The following is a 15,407-nucleotide window of genomic DNA, read 5'->3' as shown; positions in this document are numbered from 1 at the left end:
GCCGTGGTTGACGCCTCGGGGCTCCGCCCCGGACCCCGCTGCTCAATCGCCGCAGGGGCTTTATATGGCTGCACCGGGCTTGAAGTGGGCTCTTCTTACTGGGCCGAAGCTGTTTACTGCGCCGAAGCCGTCAGGTCCCCCCGGCGCGGGGCCGAGTAGGACTCCAGGTCGGTGCGGGTGAGGCCGGAGCGGCGGGCGACCTCGGCGACGTCGAGGGCGCCGCAGTCGAGGCCGCGCAGCAGGTAACCGGCGAGGGCCTTCGCGGTGGCGGGCTCGTCGGCGATGTCGCCCTCGGCCTGGTTGGCGTAGGCGGACAGGCGCGCGGCGGCGGCCTCGAAGCCCTCGCGGTAGAAGGCGAAGACGGCGGCGTAGCGCGTCGGGATGTGGCCCGGGTGCATGTCCCAGCCCTGGTAGTAGGCGCGGGCGAGGGCGCGCCGGGTGAGGCCGAAGTGCAGGCGCCACGCGTCGTGGACCTTGGCGGTGGAACCGACGGGCAGCACGTTCGTCGAGCCGTCGGAGACGCGAACTCCCGTACCGGCGGCGGCGACCTGCATGACCGCCTTCGCGTAGTCGGCGGCCGGGTGGTCGCTGGCCTGGTACGCGGCGGAGACACCGAGGCAGGCGCTGTAGTCGAAGGTGCCGTAGTGGAGGCCGGTCGCGCGGCCCTCCGCCGCCTCGATCATGCGGGCCACCGTGGCGGTGCCGTCGCCGCCGAGGATCGACTGGCTGGTCTCGATCTGGATCTCGAAGCCGATCCGGCCGGCCTCGAGCCCGTGCTGCTTCTCGAACGCCTCCAGGATCCGCACCATGGCGGTGACCTGCTCCGGGTACGTCACCTTGGGCAGGGTGAGCACGAGCCCCTCAGGCAGGCCGCCGTGCTCCATGAGGCCGGTGAGGAAGATGTCGAGGGTGCGGATGGCGCGTTCACGGACCGCCTCCTCCATGCACTTCATGCGGATGCCCATGTACGGGGCGGCCGTGCCGTTGGCGTACGCCTCGGCGATGACGCGGGCGGCGCGGGCGGCGGTCTCGTCCTCGTCGGCGTCGGAGGCGGGCCGGTAGCCGTCCTCGAAGTCGACCCGCAGGTCCTCCACCGGTTCACGCTCCAGCTTCGCGCGTACGCGGGTGTAGACCGGCTCGGCGAGCTCCTCGCTCAGGCCGAGTACGGCGGCGAAGGAGGCGGCGTCCGGGGCGTGCTCGTCGAGCTGCGCGAGCGCCTTGTCGCCCCAGGTGCGGATGGTCTCGGCGTCGAAGGCGTCACCGGGGACGTAGACCGTGTGAACGGGCTGACGGGTGCCGGGGTCTCCCGGGTAGCGGCGGGCGAGTTCCGCGTCGACCGGGGCGAGTGAGGCGCTGATGCTCTCGCTGACCGCGCCCGCGAGGCTCGTCGACACCTTCTCCTGCTGACCCATTCGTGCACTCTCCATATGCTCGATGTTTCCACTTCACGGAATCAACAATCCGTATAGCGAAGTTAACCGTCGGCGTGATCGGCGTCAATGGGTCACTTTCGTCGCCCCTCACCTCGTCCCGTCACGCGGACGGGGCCGCGCGGTGCGAACACACCACGCGGCCCCGTCGGCAACCTTGACCAGGCGAATCGTCTCAGCCCTTGCGGGTCTTGACCTCTTCGGTGAGGGCGGGGACGACGTCGAAGAGGTCGCCGACGACGCCGTAGTCGACGAGGTCGAAGATCGGCGCCTCGGCGTCCTTGTTGATCGCGACGATCGTCTTGGACGTCTGCATGCCCGCGCGGTGCTGGATCGCACCCGAGATGCCGGAGGCGATGTACAGCTGCGGGGAGACGGACTTGCCGGTCTGGCCGACCTGGTTGGAGTGCGGGTACCAGCCCGCGTCCACGGCGGCACGCGAGGCGCCCACGGCCGCGCCCAGGGAGTCGGCGAGCGCCTCGATGACCGAGAAGTTCTCGGCGCCGTTGACGCCGCGGCCACCGGAGACCACGATCGCGGCCTCGGTCAGGTCCGGGCGGCCCGTCGCCTCACGCGGGGTACGCGAGGTGACCTTCGTGCCGGTCGCCTGCGCGGAGAAGGCGACGTTCAGGGCCTCGACGGTGCCGGCGGCCGGGGCGGCCTCCACCGGGGCGGAGTTGGGCTTGACGGTGATCACCGGCGTGCCCGACGTGACCGTCGACTTGGTGGTGTACGAGGCGGCGAACACCGACTGCGTGGCCACCGGGGCGCCGTCGCCGGCCTCCAGGTCGACCGCGTCGGTGATGATGCCCGACTTGATGCGCAGCGCCAGACGCGCGGCGATCTCCTTGCCCTCCGCGGAGGACGGCACCAGCACGGCCGCCGGGGACACCGCCGCGTAGGCGGCCTGCAGCGCGTCCACCTTCGGCACGACCAGGTAGTCGGCGTACTCGGCGGCCTCGTGGGTCAGCACCTTCACGGCGCCGTGCTCGGCCAGCGCGGCGGCCGTGTCACCGGCGCCGTTGCCCAGCGCGACGGCGACCGGGTCACCGATCCGGCGGGCCAGCGTGAGCAGCTCCAGGGTGGGCTTGCGGACGGCACCGTCCACGTGGTCGACAAAGACCAGAACTTCAGCCATGGGACTTCAATCTCCTGCAATCACAAAGAACTTGGGCGACGGAATGGGTGGGCGGGAAGCTCAGATGAACTTCTGGCCCGCGAGGTACTCAGCGAGCTGCTTGCCGCCCTCGCCCTCGTCCTTGACGATCGTGCCCGCGGTGCGCGCCGGACGCTCATCCGCCGAGGCGACCTTCGTCCACGCACCCTCCAGACCCACCTGCCCGGCCTCGAGGTCCAGGTCGTCCAGGTCCCACGCCTCGACCGGCTTCTTCTTCGCCGCCATGATCCCCTTGAACGAGGGGTAGCGCGCCTCACCGGACTGGTCCGTCACCGAGACGACGGCCGGGAGCGAAGCCTCCAGCTGCTCGGAGGCGGTGTCACCGTCACGGCGACCGGTCACCTTGCCGTCGGCGACCGCGACCTCGGACAGCAGCGTCACCTGCGGCACACCCAGACGCTCGGCAACCAGCGCCGGCACGATGCCGGCGGTGCCGTCCGTGGACGCCATGCCCGAGACCACCAGGTCGTAGCCGGCCTTCTCGATCGCCTTCGCCAACACCAGCGAGGTGCCGATCGCGTCCGTGCCGTGCAGGTCGTCGTCCTCCACGTGGATGGCCTTGTCCGCGCCCATCGACAGCGCCTTGCGCAGCGCGTCCTTGGCGTCCTCCGGGCCCACCGTCAACACGGTGATCTCCACGTCGTCATCGGAGTTCTCCGAGATCTGCAGCGCCTGCTCCACCGCGTACTCGTCCAGCTCCGACAGCAGACCATCGACATCGTCACGGTCCAACGTCAGGTCATCGGCGAAACCCCGGTCGCCCGTGGCGTCCGGCACGTACTTCACGGTGACAACGATCCTCAAGCTCACGCCGGCTCTCCTACTGCAATCGTCTTTATCTGGGCGGCTGTCTTGCTGCCAGCTGTACTGGCCACACGCCTAGCTGTACTGCTACGGCTGAAAACGCCTTCTCGCAGGCAGCATATGCGCCTTGTGCGGACTCTTCCGGTCGGGGCGGCCCGCGCTCCGAATAGAAGGTTACTCGCCAGTACACCCAGGTTATGCCCACTGAGCAAGCGCTTTGAACTGTGACCTTGCCAACGCTGTGTAATCGCGCGGCACAGGAACTCTCAGTCGCGCAGGCCGTTGAAGCGGCCCTGGTGGTACAGGAGCGGACGGCCGGCGCCCGCCGGGTCGCCGCAGACCGCTTCCGCGAGCACGATCTGGTGGTCCCCCGCGGGCACCCGTGCGATGACCTTGCAGACGAGCCAGGCGAGCACACCGTCGAGTATCGGTACGCCCTCGGGCCCCTCGAACCAGCGGGTGGACGCGCCGAAGCGGTCGGCGCCGCTCTTCGCGAACGTCGCCGCGAGATCGGCCTGGTGCTCGCCGAGTATGTGCACGCCGACGTGTTCGGCCTCGGCGACGGTGGGCCAGCTCGACGAGCCGAGACCGATGCCGAACGAGACGACCGGGGGTCGCGCGGAGACGGAGGCGAGGGAGGTGGCGGTGAAGCCGACGGGAGCCGCACCGGGAGCGGTGACCACCGCCACACCTGCCGCGTACTGTCGGAAGACGGAGCGGAACAGGTCGGGGGTCGCTGCCTGGGCAGTGCGCAGGTCGGGCGTGGCCGTCATGGAATTGTCCTTCTGGCAGGAGGGTTCGAGCGGGGGGCCGTGGTTGCGTCAGACACGCGGACAGCGGGCGCTCGAACAGCGAGCCAGGTCCACGTGGACCCGCTCGACGAGAAGGAGTTCCGGAGGCATAAGGTCACTCTGACGATACGTGGCGCATGCAGTCAAGTGCGTTCCGTCATCTGGGAAATGCGTCACGCACCCCTCTCCCCCAGCCCACTCCCCTCCGCACCCCGGCGCCTCACACGGCTTCGCCCAGCGCCGCGATGACGTCCGCCTTGCGCGGCTGTCCCGACGCCCGGCGCACCTCGCGTCCGCGCGCGTCCAGGACGAGCACGGTCGGGGTCTTGATGATGCCCACGTCGCGCACGAGATCGAGGCGGTCCTCGGCGTCGATCTCCACGTGGGAGACGCCCGGCACCATCGCGGCGACCTCATCGAGCACCCTGCGGGTGGCCCTGCAGGGTGCGCAGAACGCGCTGGAGAACTGGACGAGCGTCGCCCGCTCCCCCAGCTCCTCGCCCAACTGCCCGGCGTTCCACGTCTGTTCGCCAACCGTCACCCTGCTCCTCCTCCATTTCGCCGCATTCCGTGCAGCGATTTCCGGCCGTTCGCGTATTCCCGGCACGTGACCAGGATCTCGTACGGTGCTGGAACCAGGACTGGCCACCCGGCCGTTGATGGGGCACCATCTGCGCAAGCCGGAAAACCTACGGCCGCGTAACTTACTGAAGGGCCAACCCCCTCCATGGCAGAGCTCGTCTACCCTCCGGTCATCGGCGCCGCCCGCACGATGTTCAAGGCGCTCGACCTGAAGATCGACTGCAAAGGCTCGGAGAACATTCCGCGTACCGGCGGAGCGGTCCTGGTCAGCAACCACATCAGCTACCTGGACTTCATCTTCGACGGCCTGGCGGCCCTGCCGCAGAAGCGTCTCGTCCGCTTCATGGCCAAGGAGTCGGTCTTCCGGCACAAGATCTCCGGCCCGCTGATGCGCGGCATGAAGCACATCCCGGTGGACCGCTCCCAGGGCGAGCACGCGTACCAGCACGCGCTGCGGTCGCTGCGCGCGGGCGAGATCATCGGTGTCTTCCCGGAGGCGACGATCTCGGAGTCGTTCACGCTCAAGAGCTTCAAGACGGGCGCCGTGCGCATGGCCCAGGAGGCCGGCGTACCGCTGATCCCGATGGCGCTGTGGGGCACGCAGCGGCTGTGGACCAAGGGGCGTCCGCGCAACTTCAAGCGGCAGCACATCCCGATCACGGTCCGCGTCGGTGAGGCCATGGAGGCGCCGAGCGACCAGTACGCAGGAGCGATCACGCGTCGGCTGCGCACGCGCATGCAGGAGCTGCTCGAGGCCGCGCAGCGCGCCTATCCGGTGCGCCCCAAGGGCCCGGACGACACGTGGTGGATGCCGGCGCACCTGGGCGGCACCGCCCCGACCCCGGAAGAGGTCAAGGCCGCAGAGGCCGGCTGAGTCACACCGGGAGCGCGTCCGGAAGGCTCTCCCACAGGTACGGGCGGTCCGGCGCGCCGCGCAGCGCGTCGAGCACCGCCGGGTGCGGCGTGTCGTGGAGCGCCGGATAGTCCGCCTCTCCCGCTTCCGGGTCGGGTATCCACGCCAACCTCTCCCCGTCCAGGGAGAATTGGGCATTGACACCCGGTTTGTTCCCCCGACAGTCCTGCCGGTGCCACGCCCCGCGCAGCCGCACGGCCACCAGCCCGTGCACGCACCAGCCCGCACCCGCGTCGTGCGTCAGCCGCTGATAGCAGAGCGCGGTCGGGATGTCCTCGGCGCGCAGCAGCGCCGCCAGTGCGTGCGCCTTCGCGTGGCAGATACCGGTGCCCTTCTCCAGGACGTCCGACGCCCGCCAGGTGACACGCGGGTCCCCGCTGTCCGCGGAGTGCGGAATGGCGTCCCGTACGAACTCGTAGGCCGCCTGGGCGTATACATATGAATCGGCGACATCGCGCGCGAGGCGCGCCGCCGTCTCTCGTACGAGCGGATGATGGTGGTCGATGACGTCGTCGGCCGCCAAGTACGCGGACAGGTCCGGGTTCTGCTGGATCAGCTGCATGGCACGCGAGCATAGAAATGCGACCACTCGTAAGTCAATACATTTACGAGCGATCGCATATCTATGCGTCATGCTGGTGGGGGCGGCTACCGTGCCATCTCTTCCTTGAGGGCCGCCACGAAGGAGTCGATGTCCTCCTCGCGCGTGTCGAAGGCGCACATCCAGCGCACGTCACCGGCCGCCTCGTCCCAGAAGTAGAAGCGGTACTTCTTCATCAGACGCTCGGAGACGTCGTGCGGGAGGCGGGCGAAGACGCCGTTGGCCTGCACCGGGTAGAGGATCTCGACACCGTCGACGGCGCGGGCACCCTCGGCGAGGCGCTGGGCCATCTCGTTCGCGTGCCGCGCGTTGCGCAGCCACAGGTCCTTGGCGAACAGCGCCTCCAACTGCACCGAGATGAAGCGCATCTTGGAGTGCAGCTGCATGGACAGCTTGCGCAGGTGCTTCATGTGGCGCACCGCGTCCTGGTTGAGGACGACGACGGCCTCGCCGAACAGTGCGCCGTTCTTGGTGCCGCCGAGCGACAGAATGTCGACGCCGACCGCGTTCGTGAACGTCCGCATGGGGACGTCCAGGGACGCGGCGGCGTTGGATATCCGGGAGCCGTCGAGGTGCACCGTCATGCCGTGCCCGTGGGCGTGCTCGCAGATCGCGCGGATCTCGTCGGGCGTGTACAGCGTGCCCAGTTCGGTGGACTGGGTGATCGAGACGACCTGCGGCATCGCCCGGTGCTCGTCGTCCCAGCCGTAGGCCTGCTGGTCGATCAGCTCGGGGGTGAGCTTGCCGTCCGGGGTCGGCACGGTGAGCAGCTTCAGGCCGCCCATCCGCTCGGGGGCGCCGCCCTCGTCCACGTGGATGTGCGCGGACTCGGCGCAGATCACCGCGCCCCAGCGGTCGGTGACCGCCTGGAGCGCGACGACGTTGGCGCCCGTGCCGTTGAACACCGGGAATGCCTCGGCGGTCGGGCCGAAGTGGCTGCGGATGACCGTCTGGAGATGGTCCGTGTACTCGTCCCCGCCGTACGCGACCTGGTGCCCGCCGTTGGCGAGGGCGAGTGCCGCCATCACTTCGGGATGGCCTCCCGCGTAGTTGTCGCTGGCGAACCCCTGCGTGGTGGGGTCGTGGTGCCGGTGGGCATCGGTCCTCTGCACCGGGTTGGGGGGATTCACGGCTTCTCGGTCAGCCACAGACGGGTCCCGTTCAGTTCGGCGGCGGGCCGCTCCCAGACGCCGGAGATGGCCTCGGCCAGCTCCGTGACGTCCGTGAAGCCCGCGAACTTCGCGTTGGGGCGTTCGGCGCGCATCGCGTCGTGCACCAGCGCCTTGACCACCAGGATCGCAGCAGCCTGCTGCGGTCCCGCCTCGCCCCCCGCCTTGCGGAAGGAGTCGCCGAGCGCGAGCGTCCAGGCCTCGGCCGCGGCCTTGGAGGCGGCGTACGCGGCGTTGCCCGCGGTCGGCTTGGAGGCGCCCGCTGCGCTGATGAGCAGGTAGCGGCCGCGGTCGCTGCGGGACAGGCCCTCGTAGAACGCGAGGGACGTGTGCTGCACCGTGCGGATCAGGAGCTTTTCGAGCAGGTCCCAGTCGGCGAGGTCAGTGTCGGCGAAGGTGGCGCCGCCGCGCCAGCCGCCCACGAGGTGCACGAGGCCGTCGATCCGGCCGAAGTCCTTCTCGATGCGACCTGCCCAGTCGCGGGTGGCGTGCAGGTCGAGCAGGTCGACGTTGTCGCCGATGACCGTGGCGCCGCCGTGCGCGTAGCGCGCCTCGTCGACGGCCGTCACCAGGCGCTCCGCGTCCGCGTCGGCCCCGATCACGGTGGCGCCGGCTTCCGCGAGGCGCTTGAGGGTGGCCTGGCCCGCCGGGCCACCTGCTCCCGCGACCGCGATCACCGCACCGTCCAGCGTGTCCCTGGTCCCGTTGGTGTCGGTCATGTCAGTCGCCTCCTGCTGCTCTCCGCCGTGGCTCACGCGGCCACCTTCTCGACGCTCTCCGCGGTGATCCCCTTCGTAGAAGCGATCACCTTCTTCAGCTTCTTCGAAAGCGCCTCATAAAACATGCTGAGCGGAAACTCGTCGGGAAGCACCTCGTCCACGAGTTTGCGCGGCGGCAGGGACGTGTCCAGGGCGTCGGGACCCTTCGCCCAGGTGGAGCCCGGGTGCGGGGACAGGTACGTGGACACCAGGTCGTACGCGGCGAACCAGTGCACCAGCTTCGGGCGGTCGATGCCCTCGCGGTACAGCTGCTCGATCTCGCCGCACAGCTGGTTGGTCACCTCGGGGGCGCGCTGCCAGTCGATGTGCAGCTTGTTGTCCGTCCAGCGCACCACGTCGTGCTTGTGCAGGTACGCGAAGAGCAGCTGGCCGCCCAGGCCGTCGTAGTTCTTGACACGGTCGCCGGTGACCGGGAAGCGGAACATCCGGTCGAAGAGCACGGCGTACTGCACGTCGCGCGCCTGCGGGACGCCGTCGGCCTCCAGCTTCACGGCCTCCTTGAAAGCGGTGAGGTCGCAGCGCAGCTCCTCGAGGCCGTACATCCAGAACGGCTGGCGCTGCTTGATCATGAACGGGTCGAAGGGCAGGTCGCCGTGGCTGTGCGTGCGGTCGTGGACCATGTCCCAGAGCACGAACGCCTGCTGGCAGCGGTCCTGGTCGGCGACCATCTCCTCGATGTCCGCGGGCAGTTCGACGCCGAGGATGTCGACGGCGGCCTCGGTGACGCGACGGAAGCGGGCCGCTTCGCGGTCGCAGAAGATGCCGCCCCAGGAGAAGCGCTCGGGCGCCTCGCGCACGGCGATCGTCTCCGGGAAGAGCACCGCCGAGTTCGTGTCGTAACCGGAGGTGAAGTCCTCGAAAGTGATGCCGCAGAACAGCGGGTTGTCGTAACGGGTCGCCTCCAGCTCGGCGAGCCACTGCGGCCACACCATCTTCAGGACGACGGCTTCCAGGTTGCGGTCCGGGTTCCCGTTCTGCGTGTACATCGCGAAGAGCACCAGGTGCTGGAGGCCGTCCCGGCGCTGGGCCGCGGGCTGGAAGGCGAGCAGCGAGTCCAGGAAGTCAGGGACCTCGAAGCCGCCCTGCGCCCAGCGGCGCAGGTCGCGCACGAGCGCCTCGTGGTACGCGGCGTCGTGCGGCAGCAGCGGCGCGAGCTCCTCGACCGCCGCTACGACACGGCTCAGGATCCGCTCGGCGTCGGCCTTCGCCGGGGCGCCTTCGGCCTCGAAGTCGATCGAACCGTCCTTGCTCTGCAGCGGCCTGAACTCCTCCACGGCGTCCTTGAGCAAGGGCCAGGCCGGGTGTTCTACCACCCTGGGTCCGACCATCTGGACCGGAGAGGCCGGAGAAACCGTCTCCCCCGCGCCAGCCTGCACAAGAATTTCCGTCATGTCCCAACCTCCACGGGAGAACCTCGCGTAAGAACACCGTATGCGCGCGAGGTTCCCGACCACAAGGGGGGTCTCGGGAAATTATCCTGCGCTACCCCCTAGATCACCGCTGTTTTTCCTGTGACGGGCGGTAGTGACGATCGCCTCTGCCGCGCCGGCCAGCGCCTGCCGGGAGTCGTCGAGCAGTTCGGGAAACCCGAAGAATCCGTGGAACATCCGCGGGAAGTGGTCCTCCGTGACCGCGACGCCCGCGTCGCGCAGCGCCTTCCCGTACGCCCGGCCCTCGTCGCACAGCGGATCGCAGCCGGCGGTGACGATGTGCGCGGCGGGAAGCCCGGCGAGGTCCTCGGCGAGGAGCGGCGATACGTGGGGGTGGGCGGGGTCGCCGTCCGCGCCCAGGTACTGCTCGCGGAACCAGCCGCAGTGGGCGGCGGTGAGGAAGTAGCCCTCGGCGTTGGCAGCAAAGGATCCGGACTTCTGGCGGGCGTCGGTGGCCGGGTAGACGAGGACCTGGCGGGCGATGTCGGGGCCGTCCTCGTCACGCGCGATCTGCGCGACGACTGCGGCGAGGTTGCCGCCCGCGCTGTCGCCCGCCACGGTCAACGCGCCCGGATCGGCGCCCAGTTCGCGCGCATGGTCGGCGGTCCAGCACACGGCGGCGTACGCGTCCTCGACGGCGGCGGGGAACGGGGCATCGGGCGCGAGCCGGTAGTCGACCGACACGACGACGGCGCCCGCGTCCCTGCACAGGGCGCGGGCGGTGTGGTCGTGGCTGTCGAGGTCGCAGATGACCCAGCCGCCGCCGTGGAAGAAGACGACGACGGGGCGGGGTTCCGGCGCCGCGTCCGCCTCCGGCCGGTACACGCGCACGGGGATCGCGGGCGCGCCCGGCGGCCCGGGTATCTCGCGGTCCTCGACGGCCCCCACCACGGGCGCGGGGAACGGCGGCTCCGGGGCGGCGGCGAGGATCCTGCGGGCCTCGGCGGCATCGGTGACGGTGCCGCCGAGGTCGGGGAAGGCGGCGGCGATGGCGTCGACGAGGGGGCGGGCCTCGGGGGCGAGGCGGTCGAGCGGGTCGGGGGTCATGGGCGGCTCCTTGGTTCGGCGGGGGTCGGCGGGTGGGTGCTCGGTTGCGGTCGGCCGGGGGTGACGTCACGGGGCTCTGCCCCGGACCCCGCGCCTCAATCGCCGGCGGGGCTTTGATTTGTCGATCGGCGGCGGGCCTGAATGGCCCATCACGGGAGAGACTGATTGGCCAATTGCCGACGGGGCTTGAACGGTCAATCGCCGGAGGGGCCCGGCTCGTTGCGGAAGTGCGGGATCACCTTCTCGCCCCACTGGCGCAGCGTCTCCATGCACGCCTCCTGCGGCACCGTGCCCATCTGGATGAGGCACATGATTTCGTCGGCGCCCGCGTCGCGGAGGCGTTCGACGTAGGCGATGGCGTCGTCGGCGGTGCCGTACGCGTGGTCGGCGTTGAATGTGGCCGTGGCGGTGGGGCGGACGGGGATGTGGTGCTCGTGGAGGCGGGCGACGACCTGCTCGGCGGCCCGGCGCATCTCCTCCGCCTCGTCCGCGCCCTCCACGACGGCCTCGTCGGGGATGCCCGCGCCGCCGTACCAGTGCCCGATGGACTGCGCGAAGAAACGCTGGCCGCGGATGCCGATGCTGCGGGCCGTCTCCCGGTCGTCGAGCACGATCGTCGGGCAGAGCACGGAGAAGTGGTCGTTGACGACGGAGGAGACATGGCGCTCCGGGGTGCGGGCCGCGCGCGCCGCGTCGTAGGCGCCGCGCATGTCGGCGATCGCCTCCGGGCCCGCGAACCCCATCACCAGGGCGCCGACGCCGAGTTCGGCGGCCTGGCGCAGCGTCTCCGTGCGGCTGCACGCGAGGAAGAGCGGCGGGTGCGGGGTCTGGGCAGGTCGGGGCAGGATCGGGTGCGGGTCGATGTCGAGGAGCGGCCCGTGGTGTTCCAGCTCGTCCTTCTCCCACGCCTTCCCGATGATCCGCAGCGCCTCCTCGACCTCCTGCGTGGTCCGCTCCTTGTCGACCCCGCACAGCGACGTCTCCTGCGTGGTGCCGCCGCGCCCGGCCCCGAGGTCGAGCCGCCCACCGGACAACAGGTCGAGCATCGCGGCGCGCTCGGCCACGCGCGCGGGGTGGTTGAAGTTGAACGGCATGCACACCACGCCGTGCCCGACGCGGATGCGGGAGGTGCGGGCCGCGACCCAGGTCAGGAAGATCTCCGGCGCGGACATGTGCGCGTACCACTTGAGGGAGTGGTGCTCGACCGCCCAGATCCGGTCGAAGCCCATCTCCTCGGCGAACACGGCCTGTTCGACGCTGTCGCGCAGCAGCTGGTGCTCGCGTTCGACGGTGGGGTCGGCGAGCTGGGCCTCGAAGATGACGCTGAACTTCACGGTGCCTCCCGGACATGGAGCTGCCATATGACTAATAGCTATATGACGTGCCGTCAGAGATGGGAAGAGGCACGACGCTCCCCACCGACGATCCGGGCACGCTCTACGCTTCCCCGGTAACCCCCTAGCCCCAGGAGCCACTCGTGTTCGACCCCGCGCCCGCACCCTCGTACCCGTACGACGGGACCCCCGAGCCGCACCCGCAACTCGCGCCCGTCCTCGGGCTCCTCGGCTCCTGGAGCGGCCGGGGCCGCGGCGAATACCCCACCCTGGACGGCGACTTCACCTACGCACAGGAGGTCACGTTCAGCCACGACGGCAGGCCCTTCCTGCGGTACGAGGCACGGGCCTGGCTGATCGACGCCGACGACGCCCCCGTGCGGCCCGCCGCGCGCGAGAGCGGCTGGTGGCGGATCCAGCCCGAGGGCCGCATCGAGGCGCTGATCACCCAGCCCACCGGCATCGCGGAGATCATGGTCGGCGCCGTCACCGACGGCACGGTCGAGCTCGCCTCGCACCACGTGGCCCTCAGTCCGACGGCCAAGCAGGTCGACAGCTCGAAAAGGCGTTACACATTCGCTGATTCCGTCACACTTTCTTTCACCCACGACATGGCGGCCGTCGGCCGACCCTCGCAGCACCATCTCTCGGCACAGCTGCGGCGCACGGCCGGTTCGGACCCCTTGCGTCCGTGACCTCCGCTGACTTCAATGCGGAGCCATGCCGACCACTCAGCTGCCGCCGACCGCCTGGGCCGTGCTCGGGCTGCTGTCCTTCCCGCCCGGCGAGCGGACCGGGTACGAGCTGAAGAAGTGGGCGGACGCGTCACTGCGCTTCTTCTACGGCTCCCCCGCCTTCAGCCAGATCTACGCCGAACTGCGCAGGCTGGAGCGGCTCGGCTACGCCACGTCCAGGCGCTCGGGCCCGGAGGAGCCGCGCACCAAGCGCACGTACGCCATCACGCGCGCGGGCCGGGACGCGCTCGCCGCCTGGGCGGCCGGCGACCGGGACACGGCCGCCGTGTCGCTGCGGCACCCGGTGCTGCTGCGCGTATGGCTGGGGCATCTCGCCGCCCCGGGGCGGCTGCGCACCCTGGTCGAGGAGCATGTGGCGCGCACCGAGGGCGAGTTGAAGGAGGTGCGGGACGCGGCCGCGCGGGCCGAGGGCGTGGAGGCGTGGGCGCACCCGCAGATCGCGCTGCGCTGGAGCGAGCGGCACCTCGCGGCCGAAGTCGAGCTGGCGCGGGGCATGTTGGCGGACCTGGACGCGCTGCCCGCCGTCCCCGAAGTCAACGCCGACGGGGACGCGCCCACCACCGGGTGAGCGAACTCGCGCCGAGGGTGACCCGCCCGGTAGGACGGGCCGGACCCCTGCCCGTACCGCTCGGAGGCGCATCCGCCATGAGTACCCGTGCCGTCCTCGTCGCCGCCGTGATCACTGGACTGATCCTCGGAGTCGTGGGAGCCAGAACCCACGACTCCGCTCCTTCTCGCAGGCACGGTTCCCTCGCGCAGACGGCCCGTTAGTGTACGAGTCTGTCGCGTCCGCGCGGCAGTACCGAGCCGCAGTCGACGGAGGCGAGACGACCTTGAACTTCCTCACCATCGGACATCGCGGAGCCATGGGTGTCGAACCCGAGAACACCCTGAGGTCCTTCGTCGCCGCCGAGCGCGGAGGACTCGACATCATCGAACTCGACCTGCACCTGAGCAAGGACGGCGCGCTCGTCGTCATGCACGATGCCGACGTCGGGCGGACCACGGACGGTCAGGGGCCGATCGCCGAGAAGACGCTCGCCGAGATCCGCGGCCTCGACGCCGGGCGCGGCGAGCGCGTGCCGGTCTTCGAGGAGGTGCTCGACGCGGTCGGCTCCCCGCTGCAGGCGGAGATCAAGGACACGGCGGCGGCGCGGGCGCTCGCCGATGTGATGCTCCGCCGCGACCTGGTGCACCGGGTCGAGGTGATCTCGTTCCACGACGAGGCGATCGCCGAGATCGCCCGGCTCGTACCGGGCGTACGCACGGCGCTCGTCGCCAGCCGCTACGGCACCGGCGTCGTCGAGCGGGCCGTCACCGCGGGGGCCACGACGCTGGTGCTCAACATCCGGCGGCTCACACAGGAGGTCGTCGAGCACGCCCGCAAGGCCGACCTGCGGATCATCGGCTGGGTCGTGAACACCCAGGACGATCTGCGGCTCGTACGGGCGCTCGGCCTCGACGGCGCGACCACGGACTACCCGGAGATCAAGCGGACCGGCCGCTTCACGGCGTAACGGTCAGCCCAGCGGCTTGACGAGCAGCTCGAACCTGAGGTCGTCGCGCTGCGGGATGCCGAAGCGCTCATCGCCGTACGGGAACGGGCTGAACCGTCCCGTGCGGCGGTAACCGCGGCGCTCGTACCAGGCGATGAGTTCCTCGCGGGCGTCGATCACCGTCATGTGCATCTCGCTGACGCCCCACGTCTCGCGGGCCCGGCCCTCGGCCTCCGCGATGATCGCCTTGCCGAGGCCGGCGCCCTGCTGGGCGGGGCTGACCGCGAACATCCCGAAGTAGGCGTGCTCCCCGCGGTGCTCCAGCTGGCAGCAGGCGACGACCGCGCCGTCCCGCTCCACCGTGAGCAGCCGGCTGTCGGGGTCCTCGATGACCTCGAGCACCCCCTGCGGGTCCGTCCGCTGCCCTTCCAGGATGTCCGCCTCCGTGGTCCAGCCGGTGCGGCTTGAGTCCCCTCGGTAGGCCGACTCGATGAGGGCGACGAGTACGTCGACGTCCGCGGGCCCGGCGTCACGGAAGACGAGGTCGACGGTGGTCATGTGAGGGCCTCCAGGGTGAGGGGCGACGAGCGTGCGGGGCGCCGTCGAGATTAACGCGACGGCACTACGCTGCGTCGGCATGGTTCACGTACTGAGCAGCAGGGTCCTGATCCGGCCGACCGATCCCGAGCGTTCGCGGGCGTTCTACGGGGAGGCGCTGGGCCTCGCGGTCTACCGGGAGTTCGGCACCGGGCCCGAGCGGGGCACCGTGTACTTCCTCGGCGGCGGGTACCTGGAGGTCGCGGGCCGCTCCGCGGAGCCTCCGGTGCCGAGCCTCAAGCTGTGGATGCAGGTGGCGGACGTGCACGCGGCGCACGCGGAGCTGGCCGAGCGGGGCGTCACGGTGGTCCGGGAGCCGGTCAAGGAGCCGTGGGGCCTGATCGAAATGTGGATCACGGACCCGGACGGCCACGAGATCGTCCTCGTCGAGGTGCCGCAGGAGCATCCGATCCGGTACCGGCCGGGGATCTGAGCCCTGGACACCCTCCTGCGCCCTCCTCGCTCGAACGGCCTAGGCCGGGGCGCCCTGCGCAGGTGGTCG

Annotated in this window: 17 protein-coding genes; 5 read left to right on the top strand and 12 right to left on the bottom strand. The window is 70.3% G+C overall.

Features of this window, described 5'->3' with window-relative positions:
* Positions 1–113 precede the first annotated feature (113 nt).
* The 5 genes from ACIRHA_RS01915 to ACIRHA_RS01895 form a co-directional block, all read right to left on the bottom strand.
* On the bottom strand, positions 114–1,412 hold the full coding sequence (locus tag ACIRHA_RS01915; RefSeq protein ID WP_403842053.1) for a DUF6986 family protein: 1,299 nt from the start codon (positions 1,410–1,412) through the stop codon (positions 114–116).
* 193 nt (positions 1,413–1,605) lie between these two features.
* A complete protein-coding gene (locus tag ACIRHA_RS01910) occupies positions 1,606–2,568 on the bottom strand; it encodes an electron transfer flavoprotein subunit alpha/FixB family protein (protein WP_403838776.1) in 963 nt (320 codons plus the stop codon).
* Positions 2,569–2,628: 60 nt separating this feature from the next.
* The gene (locus tag ACIRHA_RS01905; protein WP_403838774.1) at positions 2,629–3,417 is read right to left on the bottom strand and encodes an electron transfer flavoprotein subunit beta/FixA family protein; all 789 of its coding nucleotides are present in this window, start codon (positions 3,415–3,417) and stop codon (positions 2,629–2,631) included.
* 260 nt (positions 3,418–3,677) lie between these two features.
* Positions 3,678–4,184, bottom strand: coding sequence for a flavin reductase family protein (locus ACIRHA_RS01900; protein WP_403838772.1), 507 nt, complete (start codon positions 4,182–4,184; stop codon positions 3,678–3,680).
* 238 nt (positions 4,185–4,422) lie between these two features.
* Complete coding sequence (locus ACIRHA_RS01895; protein WP_403838770.1) at positions 4,423–4,743, bottom strand: TlpA family protein disulfide reductase; 321 nt, start codon at positions 4,741–4,743, stop codon at positions 4,423–4,425.
* Positions 4,744–4,929: 186 nt separating this feature from the next.
* On the opposite strand from ACIRHA_RS01895, the gene ACIRHA_RS01890 reads away from it, so the two are divergent.
* A complete protein-coding gene (locus ACIRHA_RS01890; RefSeq protein ID WP_403838768.1) occupies positions 4,930–5,658 on the top strand; it encodes a lysophospholipid acyltransferase family protein in 729 nt (242 codons plus the stop codon).
* A gap of 1 nt (position 5,659) precedes the next feature.
* Here ACIRHA_RS01890 and ACIRHA_RS01885 read toward each other — a convergent pair whose 3' ends face one another.
* The 6 genes from ACIRHA_RS01885 to ACIRHA_RS01860 all read right to left on the bottom strand — a co-directional run bounded on the left by ACIRHA_RS01885 (position 5,660) and on the right by ACIRHA_RS01860 (position 12,057).
* Positions 5,660–6,259, bottom strand: coding sequence for a transglutaminase domain-containing protein (locus tag ACIRHA_RS01885; RefSeq protein WP_403838766.1), 600 nt, complete (start codon positions 6,257–6,259; stop codon positions 5,660–5,662).
* 86 nt (positions 6,260–6,345) lie between these two features.
* Positions 6,346–7,428: a threonine aldolase family protein gene (locus tag ACIRHA_RS01880; protein WP_403838764.1), complete on the bottom strand. Its 1,083-nt coding sequence runs from the start codon at positions 7,426–7,428 to the stop codon at positions 6,346–6,348.
* The gene (locus ACIRHA_RS01875) at positions 7,425–8,186 is read right to left on the bottom strand and encodes an SDR family NAD(P)-dependent oxidoreductase (protein ID WP_403838762.1); all 762 of its coding nucleotides are present in this window, start codon (positions 8,184–8,186) and stop codon (positions 7,425–7,427) included. The genes ACIRHA_RS01880 and ACIRHA_RS01875 overlap by 4 nt, the downstream gene beginning before the upstream one ends.
* Positions 8,187–8,218: 32 nt before the next feature.
* Positions 8,219–9,637 (bottom strand): DUF6421 family protein, encoded by a 1,419-nt coding sequence (locus ACIRHA_RS01870; protein ID WP_403838760.1) that lies wholly within the window; start codon positions 9,635–9,637, stop codon positions 8,219–8,221.
* Positions 9,638–9,718: 81 nt separating this feature from the next.
* Complete coding sequence (locus tag ACIRHA_RS01865) at positions 9,719–10,723, bottom strand: alpha/beta hydrolase (protein WP_403838758.1); 1,005 nt, start codon at positions 10,721–10,723, stop codon at positions 9,719–9,721.
* Between the two features lie 194 nt (positions 10,724–10,917).
* Positions 10,918–12,057, bottom strand: coding sequence for an LLM class flavin-dependent oxidoreductase (locus ACIRHA_RS01860; protein WP_403838756.1), 1,140 nt, complete (start codon positions 12,055–12,057; stop codon positions 10,918–10,920).
* 143 nt (positions 12,058–12,200) lie between these two features.
* Here ACIRHA_RS01860 and ACIRHA_RS01855 point away from each other — a divergent pair, with 143 nt between their 5' ends.
* The 3 genes from ACIRHA_RS01855 to ACIRHA_RS01845 all read left to right on the top strand — a co-directional run bounded on the left by ACIRHA_RS01855 (position 12,201) and on the right by ACIRHA_RS01845 (position 14,329).
* On the top strand, positions 12,201–12,752 hold the full coding sequence (locus tag ACIRHA_RS01855) for an FABP family protein (protein WP_403838754.1): 552 nt from the start codon (positions 12,201–12,203) through the stop codon (positions 12,750–12,752).
* Between the two features lie 25 nt (positions 12,753–12,777).
* Complete coding sequence (locus ACIRHA_RS01850; protein WP_403838752.1) at positions 12,778–13,380, top strand: PadR family transcriptional regulator; 603 nt, start codon at positions 12,778–12,780, stop codon at positions 13,378–13,380.
* 265 nt (positions 13,381–13,645) lie between these two features.
* The gene (locus ACIRHA_RS01845; RefSeq protein ID WP_403838750.1) at positions 13,646–14,329 is read left to right on the top strand and encodes a glycerophosphodiester phosphodiesterase; all 684 of its coding nucleotides are present in this window, start codon (positions 13,646–13,648) and stop codon (positions 14,327–14,329) included.
* A 3-nt stretch (positions 14,330–14,332) separates the two neighbouring features.
* Here ACIRHA_RS01845 and ACIRHA_RS01840 read toward each other — a convergent pair whose 3' ends face one another.
* Positions 14,333–14,866, bottom strand: a complete 534-nt coding sequence (locus ACIRHA_RS01840; protein WP_403838748.1) for a GNAT family N-acetyltransferase — start codon at positions 14,864–14,866, stop codon at positions 14,333–14,335.
* Positions 14,867–14,945: 79 nt separating this feature from the next.
* Here ACIRHA_RS01840 and ACIRHA_RS01835 point away from each other — a divergent pair, with 79 nt between their 5' ends.
* The gene (locus ACIRHA_RS01835; RefSeq protein WP_403838746.1) at positions 14,946–15,338 is read left to right on the top strand and encodes a VOC family protein; all 393 of its coding nucleotides are present in this window, start codon (positions 14,946–14,948) and stop codon (positions 15,336–15,338) included.
* The last annotated feature ends 69 nt before the right edge of the window (positions 15,339–15,407 follow it).

It is taken from the genome of Streptomyces sp. NPDC102360, from assembly GCF_044766085.1.
Classification (GTDB): Bacteria; Actinomycetota; Actinomycetes; order Streptomycetales; family Streptomycetaceae; genus Streptomyces.
Note: the sequence above shows the minus strand (reverse complement) of the source record. Positions and strands in the feature narration are given on the sequence as shown.